The 20,568-nt window shown below is 61.2% G+C and carries 19 protein-coding genes; 12 read left to right on the forward strand and 7 right to left on the reverse strand.

The features are described 5' to 3' along the window. Positions 1-37 precede the first annotated feature (37 nt). Positions 38-526, forward strand: coding sequence for a TfoX/Sxy family protein (locus AC1RM7_RS02145; RefSeq protein WP_024919162.1), 489 nt, complete (start codon positions 38-40; stop codon positions 524-526). On the opposite strand, the gene AC1RM7_RS02150 is transcribed toward AC1RM7_RS02145, so the two are convergent. The 5 genes from AC1RM7_RS02150 to parE all read right to left on the reverse strand — a co-directional run bounded on the left by AC1RM7_RS02150 (position 523) and on the right by parE (position 6,595). Beyond that, positions 523-1,590: a GGDEF domain-containing protein gene (locus AC1RM7_RS02150; RefSeq protein WP_006020415.1), complete on the reverse strand. Its 1,068-nt coding sequence runs from the start codon at positions 1,588-1,590 to the stop codon at positions 523-525. The two genes, AC1RM7_RS02145 and AC1RM7_RS02150, sit on opposite strands and share 4 nt — an antisense overlap. A gap of 133 nt (positions 1,591-1,723) precedes the next feature. Beyond that, on the reverse strand, positions 1,724-3,145 hold the full coding sequence (locus AC1RM7_RS02155; protein ID WP_492838408.1) for a DEAD/DEAH box helicase: 1,422 nt from the start codon (positions 3,143-3,145) through the stop codon (positions 1,724-1,726). A gap of 337 nt (positions 3,146-3,482) precedes the next feature. After that, the gene (locus AC1RM7_RS02160) at positions 3,483-4,253 is read right to left on the reverse strand and encodes an SDR family NAD(P)-dependent oxidoreductase (protein ID WP_024919164.1); all 771 of its coding nucleotides are present in this window, start codon (positions 4,251-4,253) and stop codon (positions 3,483-3,485) included. A gap of 59 nt (positions 4,254-4,312) precedes the next feature. Beyond that, entirely contained in the window at positions 4,313-4,501 is a 189-nt protein-coding gene (locus AC1RM7_RS02165) for a hypothetical protein (protein WP_024919165.1), read from the reverse strand. Between the two features lie 42 nt (positions 4,502-4,543). Then, complete coding sequence (gene parE, locus AC1RM7_RS02170; RefSeq protein WP_006020419.1) at positions 4,544-6,595, reverse strand: DNA topoisomerase IV subunit B; 2,052 nt, start codon at positions 6,593-6,595, stop codon at positions 4,544-4,546. 170 nt (positions 6,596-6,765) lie between these two features. Here parE and AC1RM7_RS02175 point away from each other — a divergent pair, with 170 nt between their 5' ends. The 4 genes from AC1RM7_RS02175 to argC all read left to right on the forward strand — a co-directional run bounded on the left by AC1RM7_RS02175 (position 6,766) and on the right by argC (position 10,409). Beyond that, the gene (locus AC1RM7_RS02175; protein WP_006020420.1) at positions 6,766-7,284 is read left to right on the forward strand and encodes a DedA family protein; all 519 of its coding nucleotides are present in this window, start codon (positions 6,766-6,768) and stop codon (positions 7,282-7,284) included. Positions 7,285-7,453: 169 nt separating this feature from the next. Beyond that, on the forward strand, positions 7,454-8,443 hold the full coding sequence (locus tag AC1RM7_RS02180) for an MBL fold metallo-hydrolase (RefSeq protein WP_024919166.1): 990 nt from the start codon (positions 7,454-7,456) through the stop codon (positions 8,441-8,443). A gap of 224 nt (positions 8,444-8,667) precedes the next feature. Then, the gene (locus AC1RM7_RS02185) at positions 8,668-9,354 is read left to right on the forward strand and encodes an FMN-binding negative transcriptional regulator (RefSeq protein WP_024919167.1); all 687 of its coding nucleotides are present in this window, start codon (positions 8,668-8,670) and stop codon (positions 9,352-9,354) included. Then, on the forward strand, positions 9,351-10,409 hold the full coding sequence (gene argC / locus AC1RM7_RS02190; protein WP_006020423.1) for an N-acetyl-gamma-glutamyl-phosphate reductase: 1,059 nt from the start codon (positions 9,351-9,353) through the stop codon (positions 10,407-10,409). The genes AC1RM7_RS02185 and argC overlap by 4 nt, the downstream gene beginning before the upstream one ends. Before the next feature lie 70 nt (positions 10,410-10,479). Here argC and AC1RM7_RS02195 read toward each other — a convergent pair whose 3' ends face one another. Together AC1RM7_RS02195 and AC1RM7_RS02200 are read right to left on the reverse strand one after the other, a co-directional pair. Beyond that, positions 10,480-10,878, reverse strand: coding sequence for an MAPEG family protein (locus AC1RM7_RS02195; RefSeq protein WP_006020424.1), 399 nt, complete (start codon positions 10,876-10,878; stop codon positions 10,480-10,482). A 156-nt stretch (positions 10,879-11,034) separates the two neighbouring features. Continuing rightward, a complete protein-coding gene (locus AC1RM7_RS02200) occupies positions 11,035-12,852 on the reverse strand; it encodes a PHA/PHB synthase family protein (RefSeq protein WP_024919168.1) in 1,818 nt (605 codons plus the stop codon). 256 nt (positions 12,853-13,108) lie between these two features. Here AC1RM7_RS02200 and AC1RM7_RS02205 point away from each other — a divergent pair, with 256 nt between their 5' ends. From AC1RM7_RS02205 to recJ, 7 genes are all read left to right on the forward strand, one after another. Further along, positions 13,109-13,420, forward strand: a complete 312-nt coding sequence (locus tag AC1RM7_RS02205; protein WP_444826140.1) for a hypothetical protein — start codon at positions 13,109-13,111, stop codon at positions 13,418-13,420. Between the two features lie 248 nt (positions 13,421-13,668). Then, positions 13,669-14,886, forward strand: coding sequence for an LL-diaminopimelate aminotransferase (locus tag AC1RM7_RS02210; RefSeq protein WP_024919170.1), 1,218 nt, complete (start codon positions 13,669-13,671; stop codon positions 14,884-14,886). Between the two features lie 83 nt (positions 14,887-14,969). Next, positions 14,970-16,292 carry a homoserine dehydrogenase gene (locus tag AC1RM7_RS02215; RefSeq protein WP_492838413.1) on the forward strand — a complete coding sequence of 441 codons (1,323 nt, stop codon included), beginning with the start codon at positions 14,970-14,972 and terminating at the stop codon, positions 16,290-16,292. 54 nt (positions 16,293-16,346) lie between these two features. Next, a complete protein-coding gene (gene glpX / locus AC1RM7_RS02220) occupies positions 16,347-17,345 on the forward strand; it encodes a class II fructose-bisphosphatase (RefSeq protein WP_006020429.1) in 999 nt (332 codons plus the stop codon). 13 nt (positions 17,346-17,358) lie between these two features. After that, the gene (locus AC1RM7_RS02225; protein WP_111835327.1) at positions 17,359-17,808 is read left to right on the forward strand and encodes a GNAT family N-acetyltransferase; all 450 of its coding nucleotides are present in this window, start codon (positions 17,359-17,361) and stop codon (positions 17,806-17,808) included. Between the two features lie 8 nt (positions 17,809-17,816). Next, the gene (locus AC1RM7_RS02230) at positions 17,817-18,527 is read left to right on the forward strand and encodes a haloacid dehalogenase type II (protein WP_024919172.1); all 711 of its coding nucleotides are present in this window, start codon (positions 17,817-17,819) and stop codon (positions 18,525-18,527) included. A gap of 198 nt (positions 18,528-18,725) precedes the next feature. Beyond that, positions 18,726-20,567: a single-stranded-DNA-specific exonuclease RecJ gene (recJ, locus tag AC1RM7_RS02235; protein ID WP_024919173.1), complete on the forward strand. Its 1,842-nt coding sequence runs from the start codon at positions 18,726-18,728 to the stop codon at positions 20,565-20,567. The last annotated feature ends 1 nt before the right edge of the window (position 20,568 follow it).

Raw genomic sequence — 20,568 nt, forward strand, 5'->3', positions numbered from 1 at the left:
GGGTCGAGCCCGGGGGCAAGCTTTTGCGGAAGACGCGATGGACCGCGACTATCTCATCGATCTTTTCTCTGAGTTCGGGCCCGTCGTCCTGCGCAGGATGTTCAGCGGTTACGGCATCGTCGCTGACGATGTGAACTTCGCCATGGCGCTGCGCGCCGGAATCATCTTCAGGGTCGATGAGCAGACGGAAGCGCGTTACGAGGCCGAAGGTGCAAAGCCATTCCAGTATGAGACCCGGAACAAGACAGTCATTGTGAAATCCTACCGGCATCTGCCGGAGCGGCTTTACGACGATCCGGAGGAACTGGCGGTCTGGGCCCGCGAGGCTGTCGGAGCCGCGAAGCGTGCTGCCGCCAAAAAGGCCGGCGTGAAGAAACGCTCAGGCCAGCGGAGCGCGCCGGCGAAGGCTGCGCCTCGCAAGTCGGGAACAGCCAAGAAAGCAAAACCGCCCGCGGCCAAGAAGGCCGCCCTGAAAACGGCGGGCCGAAAAACGAGCCCGAAAAGGTTGCTCGTAAAAAAGCGCTAGGCGACCTGAATGCGGTCGGCCGGAGAGAATTCCGGATCGGCTTCGCAGATGACGCGGTTGCGGCCGTTGCGTTTCGCTGCATACAGACAGGCGTCCGCACGCTCGATCAGCCGTTCGCGATCGTCGCCGGGCTGAAGCATCGACACGCCGACCGAGATGGTGACGCGGCCTAGGATCTCGCCTGTCGACTTCTTCTTGAGCTGCTTCGACATCACCGCGCGGCGGATGTTGTCGGCAACCGTCAGGGCCTGCCGCAAGGCGGTGTTCGGCAGCACCACGGCAAACTCCTCGCCGCCATACCGCGCAGTGATGTCTTGCCCCTTGATCGTCTGCTTCAGCGACATCGCGACAAGGCGCAGCACCTGGTCGCCGGTGAGATGGCCGTAGTTGTCGTTGAACGATTTGAAATGATCGATATCCAGCATCAGCAGGGATAACGGCTCTCCGCTCTCGGACGCATGCGCCACGGCGCCTTCGAGGGCGCGATCGAAGAACTTGCGATTGCCGAGCGAGGTAAGTGGATCCGTCAGGCTCTCGGTGCGTATGGCTTCGAGGCTGTGCTGGAGACTGCTGATCTGCTGCTTGGATGTGGCAAGGCGCGCTTCCAGGGCCTTGTTGGTTTCCTGCATCTCCCGGGTCGATGCCACCAGCGCCTCGACCACGGCCTTGACCTGCTCGCGATCCTTGGCGCCGGACAATTTCTGGGTGGCGCCTTCGAGGCTGCGTCCGAATGTCGAGGTCATTCCCAGCGCGTCGGTGATGAGATTCATCACGTCGTCGATTTCGTTGATCACCCGCGCTCCGACCGTGTCGATGCGCTCCGAGGTCCGATGCTGGGAAAGATAGGTTTCGTAGATCTGCTCGAGATCGGCTTCGGTCAGCTTGCCGTTGCGCGCGAGTGTCTCGTTGATGATCTTGTTGAGAGCGGAATTGTAGCCGGTCGCGTAGATGTACCAGATTTCGTAATTGCGAGGCACGGCGTTCTGGCGCAGGGATCGAATCTGGCCCAAAGCAACTTCGGCGAACGCCATGGTGCGTTCATATTCTTCCAGCAGGCCAATCACGTTCCGTGCCCTTCAAGGCAAGCTTCTGCATGCCCTTTAACGAAATGGCTAAAAGTATCGGATGCAAGTTAAGGGACGAGAATGAATGACCCGTAAACGGTCCCAGTCCGCAGACGGGTCAATTGGTTGGGGGTTAACCGCGAGCGCGGACCGGCCGCAGGAGAAATGCGGGCAGATGCGAGTGGTCTGCCGGTTCGGCATGCTGTTCGCGGGCTGATGCTGCGGGCATCGCGCGTCCGATCGACGGGACTTGCGCCGCCGGCTTTTCGGCGGCGGTGGCATAGGGCTTCCGTTCGGCGCCCTCAGGCTTGCGGGATTTGTTGCGGCCGCCACGGGTCCGCTGCGAGTCGCGGCGCGGCTTGCGCTCTTCCGGCGCACGCTCGGCCTGCTGTTCGCCGGCAGGCGATGGCGAGGCTTCGGTGCTTGCAACCGGGGTTACTTCGGCGCGAGCGATTGGCTGACCGATCAATTTCTCGATCGCGGTGACGGACTTCTGGTCCGACGGGCTGACGATCGAAATCGCGGTCCCGAGGCGTCCGGCGCGGCCGGTGCGGCCGATGCGGTGAACGTAGTCGTCCGGATGATGGGGAACGTCGAAATTGATGACGTGGCTGACTTCGGGAATATCAAGACCGCGGGCGGCGACATCGGAGGCCACCAGCAAGGGAAGTTCGCCCTTGCGGAACTGGTCGAGCGAGGCTGTGCGAGCCGACTGATCCATGTCGCCGTGCAGGGCGCCGACGCTGAAGCCATGCTTCTGGAGGGATTTGTAAACCACCGCGACGTCGCGCTTGCGGTTACAGAAGATGATCGCGTTCTTGAGGTCCTTGGCGTCGCGCAGCAACTGCCGCAGCATTTCGCGCTTTTCGTGCGGTTCGCGGCCCACGCCGACCTGCGATTGAGTCACGGTGATCGCGGTGGAGGCGGGTTTGGAGACTTCGACCTTCTCAGGATTGTGAAGGAAAGTCTCGGTGATGCGCCGGATTTCCGGCGGCATGGTCGCCGTGAAGAACAGGGTCTGCCGGGTGAACGGGACCAGCTTGCAGATACGTTCGATGTCGGGAATGAAGCCCATGTCCAGCATGCGGTCGGCTTCGTCGATCACCAGCAGCTCGACGCCGGTGAGAAGCAGGCCACCGCGCTCGGTGTGATCCAGCAGGCGGCCGGGTGTGGCGATCAGCACGTCGACGCCGCGCATCAGCTTGGTGTCCTGATCGCCGAACGAGACGCCGCCGATCAGCAGCGCGACATTCAGTTTCTGGCCGGCGCCGTACTTGTCGAAATTTTCCTTCACCTGCGCCGCGAGTTCGCGGGTCGGTTCAAGGATGAGGGTGCGCGGCATGCGAGCCCGGGCGCGGCCTTTTTCGAGCAGCGTCAGCATCGGGAGCACAAAAGCGGCAGTCTTGCCGGTGCCGGTCTGGGCGATGCCGAGCACGTCGCGCCGGGCGAGAACGTGGGGGATCGCTTTTTCCTGGATGGGGGTAGGGGTCGTATAACCGGTGGCCGCAACAGCAGCGAGAACCTTGTCGGAAAGGCCGAGATTGGAAAAGGACATTGAGCCTCGAGTCGAAATCGCCGTTCGGACTCTGGAAATTTCTGTCGCGCTCACCCCGGAACGGCACGCTTTAAGGGCACGGGGAGGACATATTCGCCGACAGCGGCTGGCCAGGAAATCGCGTCTCGATTCTGACCGCGTTGCAGCGGAACATAGGCTCGATCCCGCGAAAGTCAATGAATTTAAGGGTTAAACGGCTGAAAAAGCTTAATACGACAATAAGTTGAAGGGTTTCTGGCGTTCAGAATCGGGCCATATGAACCGCCTTCTTGTAGCAGGCGACTATGACATACTCGCTGGAACGCCCGGAGCATGTGCATTCGGTCCAGCAGCCCTATCAGCCCTGCGCGGAATATCCGCCGTCGACCGGGATCGCGGTGCCGGTGACGAAATCGGAGGCGGGCGACGCGAGAAACACGGCAGCGCCTGCGAGATCGTCGATGGTGCCCCAGCGCTTCGCGGGCGTCCGATTCAGCACATTCTCGTTCAGTGCCGGCAATTGTTCACGCGCCTTGCGGGTCAGGTCGGTATCGATCCAACCCGGAAGGATCGCATTGGCCTGGATATTGTCGACCGCCCAAGACGACGCGATTGCTTTGGTGAACTGCACGATACCGCCCTTGCTCGCGGCATAGGCCGGCGCGAAACCCGCACCGAAGATGGACATCATCGAGCCGATATTGATGACCTTCCCGCCGCCGGCCTTCTTCATCGCTGGGTAGGCGGCCTGGGCGCAGAGAAAGGCGCTGGTGAGATTGGTGTCGATGACTGCGTGCCAGTCGTCGAGACTCAACGTGTGTGCAGGGTTGCGGATATTGATCCCGGCATTGTTGATGAGGATATCGAGCCGGCCGAACGCCTTCATCGTGGCCTCGACCATGCCAGCAACCGCGTTCTTGTCAGTCACGTCGACAGCGACTGCCAGCGCCTTTGCGCCAAGCGCCTCGATCTCGCGGGCTGCGCTTTCGGATTTTGCCTGGTTGCGTCCGGCAATAACGACGCTGGCGCCTGCTCCGGCCAGACCCCGTGCCATGCCAAGGCCAATGCCGCCATTGCCGCCGGTCACGATGGCGACTTTGCCGGTGAGATCGAATGAGGATTTTTGCATGCTGTCTCCGCTGCGGTCTTCGCCGCTCGCGGGATCAGATCATATCGAGATGCCGCCGCCTAGCGGCGTTGCGCGATGACAATCATCAGCAATCCAGCGATGCCCAGTGCAGCGCCGTAGTAGGCCCATTGCATCTGGCTGATCATGAAGCTGGACTGCGGCCAGTTCACATAACCAGTGCCCTGACCGATCCAGAGCAGTCCGACCAAAAGCGCGAGTGTGCCAACAGTGAGCAGAAGTGTTTTCATATAGACACTACGCCTCCTGCCGGGATTGGTTTCACGAGCGGGCTATACGTCCAGCATGTCCTCGCTGGCGAACTCGGCCTTGTCGGAAATGAAGGCGAAGCGGGCTTCGGCCTTGGTGCCCATCAGGCGTTCGACGGAATCGGCTGTGCCTTCGCGATCATCCGGCAGCAGCACGACACGCAACATGGTACGCTTGGTTGGGTCCATCGTGGTTTCCTTCAACTGCGCCGGCATCATTTCGCCGAGGCCTTTGAAGCGTCCGATGTCGACCTTGGCGTTGGCGTGGAATTCCTTCTTCAGGAGTTCATCGCGATGCGCTTCGTCGCGTGCGTACACCGTCTTGGATCCGTGGGTGAGGCGATAGAGCGGCGGCACGGCGAGATAGAGATGACCTTCGTCGATCAGGCGCGGCATCTGCCGGTAGAAGAACGTGATGAGCAGCGAGGCGATGTGCGCGCCGTCCACGTCCGCGTCGGTCATGATGATGATGCGCGAGTAGCGCAAATCCTCTTCGCGGTACTGCGCGCCGATCCCGGCTCCGATCGCCTGGATGAGATCCGCAAGCTGCGCGTTCGAGGTCAGCTTGTCCTTGGTCGCGGATGCGACGTTGAGGATCTTGCCGCGGAGCGGCAGGATCGCCTGTGTTTTGCGATCGCGCGCCTGCTTGGCGCTGCCGCCTGCGGAGTCGCCTTCCACGATGAAGAGTTCGGAGCCCTCAGTGGCGCTGTTGGTGCAATCCGCCAGCTTGCCGGGCAGCCGCAGCTTCTTCACCGCGGTCTTGCGCGAGGTTTCCTTCTCGGCGCGTCGGCGCAGCCGCTCGTCGGCACGCTCCACCACGAATTCCAGCAACTTGTTGGCCTGCAACGGATTGCCCGTCAGCCAGTGATCGAACGGGTCCTTGATGGCCTGTTCGACGATCTTCTGGGCCTCGGCGGTCGCCAGCCGGTCCTTGGTCTGGCCCTGAAATTCGGGCTCGCGGACAAACACCGACAGCATCGCGGCAGCGCCGACCATCACGTCTTCGGATGTGATGGATGAGGACTTCTTCCCCTGACCGATACGTTCGCCATAGTCCTTGAGGCCGCGCAGCAGCGCGCTGCGAAAACCCGCTTCATGCGTGCCGCCGTCGGGCGTCGGAACCGTGTTGGTGTAGGACGACAGAAATCCGTCAGCATCGGCAGTCCAGGCGACGGCCCATTCGCAGGCGCCGTGAGCGCCGTTGCGTCCGGACTTGCCGGAGAAAATATCAGGGTGCACCAGCGTGTCCGCGTGGATCGCTGCCGCGAGATAGTCCTTCAGGCCGCCAGGGAAATGGAAGGTGTCTTCCTCAGGAACATCATCGACGCCCTTGAGCAATTCCTTGTCACAGCGCCAGCGGATTTCGACGCCGCCGAACAGATACGCCTTCGAGCGCGCCATCTTGAACAGGCGCTGAGGCTTGAAGACTGCCTTGGTGCCAAAGATATCGGTATCTGGCTTGAAGCGGATGCTCGTGCCGCGACGGTTGTTGATCTTGCCCAGTTCTTCGAGCTTGCCTTTCGGCTTTCCGCGCTCGAACGTCATCCTGTAGAGCTTCTGGTTGCGCGCGACCTCGACCACGAGTTGCGAGGAGAGGGCGTTCACCACCGACACGCCGACGCCGTGCAGGCCGCCAGACGTCTCATAGACCTTGGAGTCGAATTTTCCGCCGGCGTGCAGCGTGCACATGATGATTTCGAGGGCGGACTTCTTCGGAAATTTCGGGTGCGGATCAACCGGAATGCCGCGTCCGTTATCGACGACCGTGAGATAGCCGTCGGCGCCGAGATGCACCTCGATGAAAGTTGCGTGACCGGCGAGTGCTTCGTCCATCGAGTTGTCGATGACTTCCGCGAACAGGTGATGCAGAGCCTTCTCGTCGGTGCCGCCGATGTACATGCCGGGACGGCGGCGAACAGGCTCCAGGCCTTCCAGCACCTCAATGTCGCGCGCGGTATACCCGGCCTCTGCACCTGACGGCTTGGCAGCAGCCTTCGCAGGCGCGCCCGGCTTCTTGCCTGAAGCGGCAAACAGGTCCGAGTCCGTTTTTTCTTTTTTATTCAGTGATTTAGCCATGCTTCTTAAATCTTGATATATCGTGATCGGGGGACGAATCGCTGGCTGTTACTATGCCATGGTTACGGCGGCAAATGTGACGCAGGCGGTTCCCAAACATGGCGGCTGCTGGCCGTGCTATTCCGGATCAGGGGAACCGGCGGATTCGACAAGCCGGATTGGGACATTGCATGACGTTTGAGGAAATGACCCGCGGACTCGCGGAATTCGTCCGCGATCATCAGATGTGGGCGATGCCCGTTGTCTTCGGGCTCGCCTTTGCGGAGTCGCTGGCCTTTCTCTCGCTCATCATTCCGGCGTGGGGCGCACTGGTTTCCATCGGGGCGCTGATCGGTGTCAGCGGAATCAATTTCTGGCCGATCTGGATAGCAGGCGGACTGGGCGCAGCATGCGGCGACTGGTTGTCGTACTGGATCGGAGTCAGATTCCACGATCGCATCGCCCACATGTGGCCAATGTCCAGCTTCCCCGACATGTTGCCTCGCGCCGAACGCTTCATGAAGAAGTGGGGGGTCCTCGGTATTTTCATCGGCCGCTTTTCGGGACCGTTGCGCGCAACCGTTCCACTGGTCGCAGGCGTCGTCGAAATGGAATACTGGCATTTCCAGTTCGCGAATTTTACCTCGGCGTTCGTGTGGTCCGGCGTTCTGATGGCGCCCGGCATCATGGGCGTCAAACTGCTCATGTGACGACGCGCGCTCAAACTATTTTGTGATCGGGAATAGCTGTCGTGAGGTGGTGTTAAATTGACACGCCGGTTGTCGTGCGTGGACAAGCTGCGAATGATTTGCAACAGGGCAGCATGCGAACGACCGCGAAGAACCGCGGCATTGAATTTCACAAACCGGGAGAAACACGATGGATTTGACACGACGTCATGCACTGGCTGGCGCTGCCGCTCTCACTGCGGCCCCACTGTTATCCGCTCATCCCGCGAAAGCCGCAGCACCCGCTGCGGGCAAGCAAAACGCCGGCTTCTATCGCTACAAGGTTGGTGACGCGGAAGTGACCGTCGTCTCCGACGGGGCCACCACATTTCCGCTTGCTGACAATTTTGTAACGAATGCGAAGAAAGAGGAAGTGAATGCCTCGCTCGAAAAAGCATTTCGGCCGCGCGATTTCGTAACGATCTATTTCGGGCCGCTCGTGATCAACACCGGCGGAAAGCTTATCGTGATCGATACTGGCAACGGGCCCGGCGCATTCGCAAGCAGCAAGGGCACCATGGGACAGTTCGCCAGCAATCTTGCCGCCGCGGGGATCGATTCCAAGGCAGTCGATATGGTGGTGATTTCGCATTTCCACAGCGATCATGTGAATGGATTGCTCACCGCCGACGGTCAGCCGGCGTTTGCGAATGCCGAGGTGCTCGTGCCGTCCGTTGAATGGAAATACTGGATGGACGACGGCGAGATGAGCCGCGCGCCTGCAGGCCGCATGGAAGGCCTGTTCAAGAACAACCGCCGCGTTTTCGAGGCTGGTTTGAAGAAGAAGGTCACGCCTTACGAGTGGGGCAAGGATGTCGCGCCCGGCCTGCTCGCAGTCGAGACCATCGGCCACACGCCCGGTCACACATCGTACGTGCTGTCTTCAGGCGCGGACAAGGTGTTCATCCAGTCGGACGTCACCAACAATCCCGACCTGTTCGCTCGCAATCCCGGCTGGCAGGCGTTCTTCGATCAGGATGGTCCGCAGGCCGAAATCACCCGGCGCAAGGTCTATGACATGCTCGCGGCTGACAGAATGCGCGTGCAGGGCTTCCATTACCCATTCCCGGGCCTTGCCAACATCGAGAAGGACGGCACCGGCTATCGCTGGGTGCCAGCTCCCTGGAATCCGACTATCTGATCCGCGGATGATCGCTTGACGGAAAATGGGCGCGGACTTATATCCGCGCCCATGATTTTGAACGCTACCACCATCGCTGCCCGCCGCCGCCGCATTCTCGCGGTATGGGCGGTTGATTGCGTTTAAATCACCCCACGTGCCGCCGGAGATAACCCGCGGCACACCTTGTTTCCCAAACACGCGGTTTGATCTCAGGCGGCTCCTCGCAGAAGCAGGAGTTTGCAATGTACGTTCCGCCCGCCTTCCGAGTTGACCGCGCCACTTGCCTCGCGTTCGCTGCCGCGCGCGGATTCGGGCTGGCCTGCGCCCATGACGGGGAAAAACCCATCGCGTCGCCGGTGCCGTTCCACATGGAGTATGGAAGCGACGGCACGCCGCAGCTTTGTTTTCATCTTGCGCGCCATAATCCGCTGATAGGCCGCGCCGATGGCATGACGCCATGGCTGTTCGCCGTAAGCGATGCGGATACCTATGTATCGCCCGATTGGTACGTCTCTCCCGACCAGGTGCCGACGTGGCTCTATCGGTCGGTTCACATGACAGGCGCGGTCCGGATCATGACAGGGCAACAACTGCCGGATCACCTGAATCAGGCCAGCGCCAGGTTCGAAAGCGATCTTGCGCCGAAAAAGCCCTGGACGGTGGACAAGATGTCGTCCGGCCGGCTCGAAGCGATGATGAAGGCCATCGTGGGGCTGGTCATGACCGTTGAGGGTGTCGAGGGCAGCTTCAAGCTGAACCAGCATAAATCGGATGCGGACCATGTTGCGGTCACCCGCGCTTTGGCCTTACAGACATCCGCGGGCGCGGGCATCCTGTCGGCTGCGATGCACGCCATGCGCCCGCAGGCCTTTGCCGCCGTTGAAGACAATGGAATGTTGAGCACTGCGCACGAAGGGATCGCGCCATGAGCACGAAGAAGAAAATCGGCATCCTTGGCGCCTCCGGCTACACCGGGGCCGAACTTGTCCGGCTGCTGCTACGCCATCCCCGCGTGGAGATTGCCGTGCTGACGGCCGACCGGCGCGCCGGGCAGATGATGGGCGACGTGTTTCCGCAGTTCGCACCATATGATCTGCCGCGGCTGGTGACAATCGATGAGGTCGATTGGGCCAACGCCGGGCTCGATCTGGTATTCTGCGCGTTGCCGCACGCCACCACGCAGAAGGTACTGAAGGACGTCTTCGCAAAGGCGCCGGACATCAAGATCGTCGATCTGTCGGCGGACTTTCGGCTGGAAGATCCGGCGGCCTATGCCAAGTGGTACGGGCACGACCATCATGCGCTCGAACTTCAGAAAGAAGCCGTCTACGGGCTGGTGGAAATCTATCGGCGGGATATCAAGAAGGCGCGGCTGGTCGCCAATCCCGGTTGCTACACGACCTGCGCGCAGTTGCCGCTGATCCCGCTGCTGAAAGCCAAGGCGATCGAACCGGACGAAATCGTCATTGATGCGAAATCCGGAATGACCGGTGCGGGGCGTTCGGCGAAGGAAGAGATGCTGTTCTCGGAGGTCTCCGAAGGCTTCAACGCCTACGGCGTCGGCCAGCATCGGCACATGGCTGAGCTCGATCAGGAGTTTTCAAAGGCCGCGGGCAAGGAGGTCGTCGTATCGTTCACGCCGCATCTCCTTCCGATGAACCGGGGAATCTTCTCGACCATCTACGTGCGGGGCCGGCGGGGCAAGATCGCGCAGGACCTTCACGAGATTCTGGTGAACCAGTTCGAGAAGGAGCCGTTCGTTCACGTCCTGCCGTTCGGCAAGACCCCGCATTCGCGGCATGTGCGCGGCTCGAACATGACGTTCATTGGCGTGGCCGCGGATCGCATCGCGGGACGGGCGATCATTGTCTCGACCCTCGACAATCTCACCAAGGGTGCGTCGGGGCAGGCCGTGCAGAACATGAATCTGGTGCTCGGCCTTCCAGAGACGATGGGGATCGATCAACCGCCGATGTTTCCGTAAGCGAGGCGCAGCGGGCAATAAAAAGGGACGGCGATGAGCCGTCCCTTTTGTTTGTCTCGTCGGATTCGGATCAGAGGATCTTGAAGATCGCGAGCGCCAGCATGGCCTGGGCTGCAAAGCCGATCAGGAATGCCAGCGTGCGCAAAACAGGCACGCCGAGCGTATAAACGATGAGATGGGCGACGCGCGACCAGAAGTAGACGGCGCACGCAAGCACGGTCCATTTGCTCGAATAATCGATGGCATTGAGGATCAGGACCAGCGGGGCGAACACCACGAGGTTCTCGACGGCATTGTCATGTGCAAAGAGCAGACGGTTCGCCCATTCGGCGAGCGGCTTGTCGTTGCGCGACGGATTTGCCATTGCGCCGCCCAGGCCACGCACCTGGCAACGGTTGAGAACGTAGGGCACCCAGAGCAGGCCGGTGAAAATAACGGTCAGCGTCAGCCAGAACAGTTCACGTGTCATCGACGTTTGTCCTTCCAATCTTGCAAGGCCTGCCCGGAGGCGGGTGGAAATGCTTTCACCGTCCCGTCATGGTACGGGGCGAGTCGACGAAGCAAATAACGTGTGAAGTCATAGACGATTGGCGATGCAAGGCCAACGTCGCGGCAGGCGTTATGCTCAGGCGCGGACCCGAACATAGCTTCCCGGAGCGTCTTCAATGGCTTCCAGAGGTCCGCTGCCGGGAATGCGGGCGGGGACCTGCTCGGCATCGATCGTCTCAAGCCACGAGCGCCAGTCCGGCCACCACGATCCCTTGTGCTCCTGTGCATCCTTGAGCCAGTCGGCGAGGGTGATGTCGCCAATGCGGTCATTGGTCCAGTACTGATACTTGCCCAGTTCCGGCGGGTTGACCACGCCCGCGATATGACCGGAGCCGGCGAGCACGTATTTGACCGGACCGCCGAAGAATTGTGAACCGTAGAGCACGGATTCGGCCGGTGCGATGTGATCTTCTTTGGTGGCGAGATTGTAGACCGGCACCTTCACCTTGGAGAGATCGAGCTGAGTATTGTCGATGGTCATGGAGCCGGTGGACAGGCGGTTCTCCAGATAGCAGTTGCGAAGATAGAAGGAGTGGTTCGCCGCCGGCATGCGGGTGGCATCCGAATTCCAGTGCAGCAGGTCGAACGCCGCAGGCTCCTTGCCCTTAAGATAATTGCTGACCACGTACGACCAGATCAGATCGTTCGAACGAAGCATGTTGAAGGCCATCGCCATCTTGCTGCCTTCGAGCACCCCAGCCCTGTTCATGTCGCGTTCGAGACTTGAAATCTGGCTCTCGTCGACGAACACCAGCAGATCGCCAGCATGGGTGAAATCGACCTGCGCGGCCAGGAAGGTCGCCGAAGTCACGCGCACCTGACGCTTTTCCGCAAGCCATGCCAGCGTCGTTGCGAGCAGCGTGCCGCCGACGCAATAGCCCATGGTGTGGACACGCATTTCGCCGGTGGCCTTCTCGATGACGTCCATCGCCGTCAGCGGGCCTTCGCGCATGTAGTCCTCGAAGGTCTTGCCGCCGAGCTTCTTGTCGGGGTTGACCCATGAGATCAGGAATACCGTGATGCCCTGATTGACGCACCACTGGACGAACGACTTCTCGCGATTCAGGTCGAGAATGTAGAACTTGTTGATCCAGGGCGGCACGATGAGCAGTGGCGTGCGGAGAACGGTTTCGGTCGTCGGCGTGTATTGAATGAGCTGCATCACCTCATTCTGGTAGATCACCTTGCCGGGCGTCAGCGCGAGGTCCTTGCCGATCTCCAGATTGGCCGCCGACTGGCGGATTTTGAGCGTTCCGTTTCCGGCTTCGATATCCTCCGCGAGCATCGTCATGCCGCGAACGAGATTGTCCGCGTTGCTCGCAAGTGTCTGGCGCAATACTTCCGGATTGGTCAGCACGAAGTTCGATGGTGAAATTGCGTTCGTGACCTGCTGGACGTAGAACTCGGCTTTCTTGCGGGTATGCGGATCCAGACCATCGGCGTTCTTGACCAGATCGTTGGCGCACTGCGTGGTCAGCAGATAGGCCTGCATCACGAAATCGAAAAACTGGTTCGATTTCCACTCGGGGTCCTGGAAGCGCTTGTCACGCGGCGAGGGATCGGCAGCGCGTGTCGTCGTCTCCCCTGAGAGGCGGCGTGCGGCGCTGGTCAACAGATCCAGGTAAGCCTTGCCCATCTTCGCCTGAACGCTAGCAGCGCGGTCCTTGTCGGAGAGCCAGTACTCCGCCACGGACGTGAACGTCTTCACCAGCTCATTCAGCTCGCCCGGCGGACGATCCTTGGCTTCGCCGTTTTCGCGAGGCTTCAGATAGGCGGAGAGGGCGCGGCCGCTTGATTCAAGAGCACGCGCAAGATTTGCGGAGAAGGCTTCCGGATCGAAGCTTTTCGCGGCGCCGGAGTCTCCAGACTTGGTGCTTAGCAGAGTGTCACTCATCGCTTGCTTCTAAACTCTTGTTTCAAACCGCGAACGCTGTGAGTTCGCATCATCATCATGGCATAGTTCGGATGCGCCCGCTGATTTGCATGTGCTGCGCTGCGACATGATTAATACTTCGGTCATATTAGGGCCTCATGAACGCGATCTGCTTCGCTGCGGCTGTTGGTCGGGAGTTAACGCTTTCCGCCGATGTTGAGTTCAGATCGCCTGCATTTCACAGAGCAGGAATCGTGCCGCTTTAAATCAAGGGGACGTGACAATTTCTGTGGGACGCCACACGCATCCGGTTCGGCGGTGGCCGGCTTTGGCCGGTCTGCTGTTGCTCGGCATTGTGCTGGGCGGTTGTGCATCCACGATCGCCGACGCGCCTCTGGTGGGATTACCGGCCAACACCCCGGCACGGCCTGCGACCCCGGCTGAGTACCTGCCCGTGCATGATGTTCCAGCGCCCCGGCAAGAGGCGGTGCTGGATCAGGCCCAGCAGGACAAACTGGAGAAGGATTTGCTCGCAGCCCGCGACAGGCAGACGGCCGGCGCCAAGGCTGCTCAGCGCCGCAGCAACTAGGGCCCTAAATCCGAGGTTTGCGTCCAGGAATTGCGCCTCGCCGCAACCGCCGGTTGGTGCTAAAAAGACCACGATTCAATCGCAAAAATGCAAATTCTGGTGCGGGTCACCCCGCATTGCGTTCGAATCCGCGTAATATGCTGAAATTCCGTGTCTTCTAACCGCCGTGCCGAATTCCACTTCGGTACAAAACACGTTACTAATCTCGTCGTTATTCGCCGGTTTTACCGGCTCCCGGAGCCCGACCCATGGAAGAGTTTTACCGTATCCGCCGTCTGCCGCCTTACGTATTCGAGCAAGTCAACCGGGCCAAGGCGGCCGCGCGGAACGCCGGGGCCGATATCATCGACCTTGGCATGGGAAATCCGGACCTCCCGACCCCTCCGCATGTGATCGAAAAGCTCAAGGAAACCCTCGGTAAGCCGCGGACGGACCGGTATTCGGCGTCGAAGGGCATTACGGGCCTGCGCCGCGCGCAGGCTGCCTATTACGAGCGCCGTTTCGGCGTGAAACTTAATCCGGAAACCCAGGTCGTTGCGACGCTCGGTTCCAAGGAAGGCTTCGCCAACGTCGCGCAGGCGATCACGTCACCCGGTGACGTGGTGCTGGTGCCGAACCCGAGTTATCCGATCCATGCTTTCGGCTTCCTAATGGCGGGCGGTGTGGTTCGCTCTGTTCCCGCCGAACCGACCCCTGAACTGTTCAGCGCACTCGAGAAGGCGATCATTCACTCGATCCCCAAGCCGATCGCGATGATCGCGTGTTATCCGTCGAACCCGACGGCGTATGTCGCGTCGCTTGATTTCTACAAGGACCTCGTCGCGTTCGCGAAGAAGCACGAGATCTTCATTCTGTCCGATCTGGCCTATGCGGAACTGTATTTCGACGGCGTGCCGCCGCCATCCGTTTTGCAGGTGCCGGGCGCGATCGATGTCACCGTCGAGTTCACCTCGATGTCGAAGACGTTCTCAATGGCCGGCTGGCGTATGGGTTTTGCCGTCGGCAATGAGCGGATCATCGCAGCTTTGACGCGCGTGAAATCGTATCTCGACTACGGTGCGTTCACACCGGTCCAGGTCGCGGCGACCGCAGCGTTGAACGGTCCGCAGGATTGCATCAAGGAAATGCGCGACACCTACCGCAAGCGCCGCGACGTGCTGGTGGAAACCTTCGGCCGTGCGGGCTGGGATATTCCGCCGCCGGCGGCGTCGATGTTCGCCTGGGCGCCGTTGCCGGAGAAATTCCGGGAGGTCGGCAGCATGCAGTTCGCGACCCTGATGGTGGAAAAATCCGGCGTCGTCGTATCGCCGGGCGTTGCCTTCGGCGAGCACGGCGAGGGCTATGTCCGCATCGCGATGGTGGAAAACGAGCAGCGTATTCGCCAGGCAGCCCGCAATATCCGGCGCTTCCTTGAAACCGGCGTTGAATCGTTGCACAACGTGGTTCCGCTCGCCAATCGGCGGTAGGCACGATCCCGAAAAGTGGCCCCCGGTTTTCGGACCAGATCATGCCTAGTTAACTCAAGTTTTTCCGGCAGGTTTTCAGCAAAATGGTCGCACCCCTCAAGGTGGGTATTGCGGGCCTCGGCACCGTGGGTGCCGAGGTAGTCCGCCTGATCGAAAGTCAGGGCAGGGCCTTGTCGGCGCGGTGTGGCCGTGGCGTCCGGGTTGTCGCGGTATCCGCTCGTTCTAAGGCCAAGAAGCGCGGTGTCGATCTGCGCGGGATCGAGTGGGCCAAGAACCCACTGGCGCTGGCCAACGACCCGAAAATCGACTGCTTCGTCGAACTGATGGGGGGCTCCGGCGAGCCGGCTCTCTCCGCGATCGAAGCCGCACTGCGGAACGGAAAATCCGTCGTCACGGCGAACAAGGCGCTGATCGCCAGGCATGGTTCGCGCCTGGCTGCGCTTGCCGAAAAACACGGCGGCGCGTTGAACTATGAAGCTGCAGTCGGTGCGGCAATTCCCGTCATCAAGACGCTGCGCGAAGGCCTTGCCGGCACCGGCATCAATCGCGTCTACGGCATTCTCAACGGCACGTGCAACTACATCCTGACGCGGATGGAACGCGAGGGATTGTCGTTCGCGGAGTGCCTCAAGGATGCGCAGCGGCTCGGATATGCCGAAGCCAATCCGTCGTTCGACGTCGATGGCCATGATACCGCACAGAAGCTTGCCATTCTCGCCAGCCTCGCATTCGGCACCAAGGTCAATCAGAGCGCGGTCTACGTCGAGGGAATTTCATCCATTGCGCCGGAAGATCTGCGCGCGGCTGAAGAACTCGCATACCGGGTAAAATTGCTCGGCGTTGCGGTGCGCACTGAATCCGGCATTGAGCAGCGCGTGCATCCCACCATGGTGCCGAAGTCGTCGTCGATTGCGCAGGTCATGGACGTCACGAATGCTGTGACCATCGACGGCGAGGGCATTCCGCCGATCACGCTGGTGGGGCCGGGCGCCGGTGGCGCTGCGACTGCATCTGCCGTGCTGGCCGATATTGCGGACGTAGCGCGCGGCATTCGCGCGGCACCTTTCGGACGGCCCATCGAAAAGCTGAAAACGACGACCAAGGCGCCGATGAAGCGTCACGAGGGCGGCTATTACATTCGCCTGATGGCGCGCGATCTCGCCGGAACCGCCGCGACCATCGCGACACGCCTTGCCGAGCAGAAAATTTCCATTGAATCGATCGTGCAGCGTCATCCAGACGGCGCAGTCGAGCCGGTAAATACGCGCGGCAAACCATCGCCGGTGCCGGTCATTCTCATCACTTACGCAACCACCGAGGATGCAGTGCGCCAGGCGTTGCATGCCGTCCAGCAAGATCGGGTGATAACCGGCCGTCCGCAGGTCATCCGCATCGAAAAGAACTGATAGGGTCCGGTCCGCCGGGTCCATCGCCACGTCTGTTGTCTTGGGAGTTAGCCTATGTCCGTTACGATTTCCGTTCCGCCGCAGCTTCTGCTGGAACGCATTCTCACACTCGAAATCGTGCGCGTGACTGAGCGTGCCGCGGTGTCTGCTGCTCGTCTCCGGGGCCACGGCAACGAAAAGGCCGCCGACCAGGCCGCGGTGGACGCGATGCGCCGCGAGCTCAACAAGATTCCAATCCAGGGTACTGTCGTTATCGGCGAAGGCGAGCGTGACGAAGCCCCGATGCTGTTCATCGGCGAGAAGGTCGGCTCCGATGCAGGTCCCGAAGTCGATATCGCGGTCGATCCGCTCGAAGGCACCACGCTGTGTGCCAAGAACATGCCGGGCGCCATTGCGACCATGGCGATGGCGGAAGGCGGCACGCTGCTGAACGCGCCGGACGTCTACATGCAGAAAATCGCGGTTGGTCCGGGCTATCCGAAACATGTCGTCGATCTCGACGCACCGCCGGCCGAAAACATCCGCCGTCTTGCCCGCGCCAAGGATGTGCATCCATCGGCGATCACTGCGCTGGTGCTGGATCGTCCGCGTCACGCCGACATCATCAATGCGATCCGCTCGACCGGCGCTGCGGTTCGCCTGATCACCGACGGCGACGTCGCCGGCGTGATCCACACCGCCGATCCGGAGAACACGGGCGTCGATATCTACATGGGCACCGGTGGCGCGCCGGAAGGCGTGCTGGCTGCTGCGGCGCTCCGCTGCATCGGCGGCCAGATGCAGTGCCGTCTCATTCTCGACACCGACGAGAAACGCGAACGCGCGATGAAGATGGGCATCAAGGACCTCAACATGGTCTATGGCATCGAGGACATGGCACGCGGCGACTGCCTGTTCGCGGCAACCGGCGTCACCGATGGTTCGCTGCTCTCTGGCGTCAAGTTCCGCAAGAACGTGATCGAGACCGAAACCGTCGTGATGCGCTCGGTGACCGGCACGGTTCGCATCATCAAGGGCGAGCATCGCCAGTTCGAGAAATTCCACCTCGACTAAGCAGGGAAATCCCATGACCGAGCGCGTTGTCATCCGGCCGCTTCGCGTGGATGAGCGCGAGGCGTGGGAGCCGTTGTGGGAAGGCTATCTCAAGTTCTACAATGCCTCTGTTCCGGCCGAGACAACGGCTGTGACATGGCAGAGGTTTCACGATGACGCCGAGCCCATGTATGTGCTCGGCGCGTTTGTCGATGGCAAGCTGACCGGCATTGTCCATTTCCTGTACCATCGCTCATGCTGGACGGTCGGCAACTACTGCTATCTCCAGGACCTTTTCGTGAACGAGGGCGCGCGTGGCCACGGCGTGGGCCGCAAGCTGATTGAGGCCGTCTACGATAAGGCCAAAGCCGCAGGCGCGAGCAGGGTGCACTGGCTGACCCAGTTCGAGAATGCGCGCGCACAAATCCTCTACGATGAAGTCGCTGACCGGTCGGGCTTCATGCAATACCGCAAGATTTTCTGAGAGGTCCGATGTCCGAGATCAAGGCGCTGCTGTTCGATGTCTTTGGCACCGTGGTCGACTGGCGGACCAGTCTGATCGATAATTTCACCGCATGGGGCCAAGCGAAGGGTCTCAAGGGCGACTGGACTGCGCTGGTCGACGGCTGGCGCGCCGCGTACATGCCGTCGATGGACGAGGTCCGCAAGCATCCCGAACGCGGCTTCGTGATCCTCGATGACCTGCAGCGGCAGTCGATCGAGCCGCTGGCGGCGAAGCTCGGCATCACAGGACTGACGTCAGCCGACTTCGACTACCTCACACGCGGCTGGCACAGCCTCAATCCATGGCCGGACAGCGTCGGCGGCCTGACGCGGCTAAAAAGGAAATTCATCATAAGTCCGTTGTCCAACGGCAATGTCGCGCTGCTGACCAACATGGCGAAGCACGCGGGATTGCCGTGGGACCTCGTGCTGAGCGCCGAGGTGTTCGGCCACTACAAGCCCGACCGCGAAGCCTATCTGGGCGCGGCGAAGATTCTTGGCCTGACGCCAGGTGAGGTGATGCTCGTGGCCGCGCACAACAACGATCTCGAGGCGGCGCAGTCATTCGGCCTGAAGACCGCATTCGTTCCGCGTCCGACAGAATACGGCCCCCATCAGAGCCGCGACTTCAGGCCGGAGGGAAGCTGGGACTACGTCGTGAAGGACTTCAACGATCTGGCGGACAAGCTCGGCTGCTAGAAAATGCTTCGCCCTTCGAGGCCCATAGCTGTTTGAAGAACGGCGTTCTTTCGAACGCCTATTGCTTTGCGACGGTTCCTCTGGGTGACGGCAACAACATGAGACGTCATCCTGAGGTGCGAGCACTTGCGAGCCTCGAAGGATGACAGCGACGAATCATTGAACGCTGACGCTTCGTGCTTACCTGCGGAAGGCATCATGACGCTCCCTGCATCCGCATTGCCAGTTGAGACCATCCCCGCCTTCCTCGGCGTGAACCAGTCTGCGACCGGCCGCGTGTGGCGCGACCGGCTCGATCCGCGCGGGGCGGCAAGGGCGCTCGCCATCGCGCAGCGCTATCAGGTGCCCGAAATGCTGGCGCGGATCATCGCGGGCCGCGGCATCGACATCGATGCCGTCGATGATTTTCTCGATCCGACCATCCGCAAGCTGCTGCCCGATCCCTTGACTGTGACGGAGATGGAAGCTGCGGCCAAGCGCATCGCCGACGCTGCGGCGCGCGGCGAGAAGGTCGCGATCTTCGGCGACTACGACGTGGACGGCGCGACCTCCGCTGCGCTGCTGACCTGGCATCTGCGCCATTGCGGGCTCGATCCGCTGATCCACATTCCCGATCGCATCTTCGAGGGCTATGGCCCGAATGTCGAAGCCGTGCGCGGCCTCGCCAACAGGGGCGCGACACTTCTGGTTACGGTCGATTGCGGCACCACCAGCATCGAACCGCTGGCGGAAGCCAAGCGTCTCGGCATGGACGTGGTGGTCATCGATCATCACCAGTGCGGCGACGAACTTCCCGTCGTCGATGCGCTGGTCAATCCGAACCGCCCGGACGACCTGTCGGGCCTCGGACATCTCGCCGCTGTCGGTCTCGTGTTCGTCACACTGGTTGCGGTGAACCGTGAATTGCGCGCACGCAATTTCTGGAGCGACGTTCGGCCCGAACCAAATCTGCTTGACGCGCTTCATCATGTGGCGCTCGGAACCGTTGCCGATGTGGCAGCACTGACCGGCCTCAACCGCGCCTTCGTCGCCAAGGGGCTGATCGCCCTGCGCCGCCGGGATCATGTCGGTCACACCGCGCTGATGGATGTGGCGCGGCTGAGCGGCCCACCGGAGGCGTGGCACCTTGGTTTCATGCTCGGGCCGCGCATCAATGCCGGCGGCCGCATCGGGCAGGCGGACCTCGGCGTGAGGCTGCTTCTGGAAGGCGATATTTCGGAAGCCGCGCGGATTGCCGCCGAACTCGATCGCCTCAACACCGAACGCCGCGTCATCGAGCAGATGGCCGAGGCGCAGGCCGAGGCCGAGGCGCTGGCGTCGCTTGGTCTCGACGACAAAGGTTCGGTGATCGTAACTGCGTCCGAGGGCTGGCATCCGGGCGTGGTCGGTCTTGTGGCGTCGCGGCTGAAAGAGAAGTTTTCACGTCCCGCATTCGCCATCGCGCTGGAGCCGGGCGGGATCGGCACCGGATCGGGCCGCTCCATTCCGGGCGTCGATCTCGGCAAGGTGGTGCGCGAAGCGGTGCACGAGGGAATTCTTCTGAAAGGCGGCGGCCACGCCATGGCGGCGGGCGTAACGCTGAAGAAAGAGCGGCTGGCGGAATTTCGTGCCTTCGTGGAATCCAAGCTTGCAGCGACGGTCGCAGACGCACGGCATGCCAACGAATTGTTCATCGATGGTGCGGTCAGTGCGCGTGCTGTGACAACGGACTTTGTTGCGACCATGAATCGTGCCGGTCCTTTCGGCGCAGGCAATCCGGAGCCGCTGATCGCATTGCCGTCACATCAACTGGTTTTCGCAGATGAGGTGGGGCAGTCGCATCTGCGCCTGCGTTTCAAGTCGGGCGACGGCGCGTTCGTCAACGGGATTGCGTTTCGCTCCATCGGCCAGAAGCTCGGCAATGCGCTGATCGAAAATCGCGGTCAGATGCTTCATGTGGCAGGATCGCTCACCGTCGACCGCTGGCAGGGCTCCGAGCGCGTGCAGATGCGTGTGACGGATGTGGCTGTGCCTGATCCGGGGCCTGCGGTGATCCGGTAGG

This window comes from Afipia sp. GW822-FHT03D08 (assembly GCF_058801645.1).

What these genes read in the sequence shown, in the direction of transcription:
- AC1RM7_RS02195 (WP_006020424.1), bottom strand. Translation starts at nt 10,878, where the DNA reads ATGACACGTGAACTGTTCTGGCTGACGCTGACCGTTATTTTCACCGGC.
- AC1RM7_RS02160 (WP_024919164.1), bottom strand. Translation starts at nt 4,253, where the DNA reads ATGCAAAAATCCTCATTCGATCTCACCGGCAAAGTCGCCATCGTGACC.
- AC1RM7_RS02165 (WP_024919165.1), bottom strand. Translation starts at nt 4,501, where the DNA reads ATGAAAACACTTCTGCTCACTGTTGGCACACTCGCGCTTTTGGTCGGA.
- AC1RM7_RS02200 (WP_024919168.1), bottom strand. Translation starts at nt 12,852, where the DNA reads ATGAGTGACACTCTGCTAAGCACCAAGTCTGGAGACTCCGGCGCCGCG.
- AC1RM7_RS02155 (WP_492838408.1), bottom strand. Translation starts at nt 3,145, where the DNA reads ATGTCCTTTTCCAATCTCGGCCTTTCCGACAAGGTTCTCGCTGCTGTT.
- AC1RM7_RS02225 (WP_111835327.1), top strand. Translation starts at nt 17,359, where the DNA reads ATGACCGAGCGCGTTGTCATCCGGCCGCTTCGCGTGGATGAGCGCGAG.
- AC1RM7_RS02185 (WP_024919167.1), top strand. Translation starts at nt 8,668, where the DNA reads ATGTACGTTCCGCCCGCCTTCCGAGTTGACCGCGCCACTTGCCTCGCG.
- AC1RM7_RS02215 (WP_492838413.1), top strand. Translation starts at nt 14,970, where the DNA reads ATGGTCGCACCCCTCAAGGTGGGTATTGCGGGCCTCGGCACCGTGGGT.
- AC1RM7_RS02145 (WP_024919162.1), top strand. Translation starts at nt 38, where the DNA reads ATGGACCGCGACTATCTCATCGATCTTTTCTCTGAGTTCGGGCCCGTC.
- AC1RM7_RS02210 (WP_024919170.1), top strand. Translation starts at nt 13,669, where the DNA reads ATGGAAGAGTTTTACCGTATCCGCCGTCTGCCGCCTTACGTATTCGAG.
- parE (WP_006020419.1), bottom strand. Translation starts at nt 6,595, where the DNA reads ATGGCTAAATCACTGAATAAAAAAGAAAAAACGGACTCGGACCTGTTT.
- AC1RM7_RS02180 (WP_024919166.1), top strand. Translation starts at nt 7,454, where the DNA reads ATGGATTTGACACGACGTCATGCACTGGCTGGCGCTGCCGCTCTCACT.
- AC1RM7_RS02230 (WP_024919172.1), top strand. Translation starts at nt 17,817, where the DNA reads ATGTCCGAGATCAAGGCGCTGCTGTTCGATGTCTTTGGCACCGTGGTC.
- recJ (WP_024919173.1), top strand. Translation starts at nt 18,726, where the DNA reads ATGACGCTCCCTGCATCCGCATTGCCAGTTGAGACCATCCCCGCCTTC.
- argC (WP_006020423.1), top strand. Translation starts at nt 9,351, where the DNA reads ATGAGCACGAAGAAGAAAATCGGCATCCTTGGCGCCTCCGGCTACACC.
- glpX (WP_006020429.1), top strand. Translation starts at nt 16,347, where the DNA reads ATGTCCGTTACGATTTCCGTTCCGCCGCAGCTTCTGCTGGAACGCATT.
- AC1RM7_RS02175 (WP_006020420.1), top strand. Translation starts at nt 6,766, where the DNA reads ATGACGTTTGAGGAAATGACCCGCGGACTCGCGGAATTCGTCCGCGAT.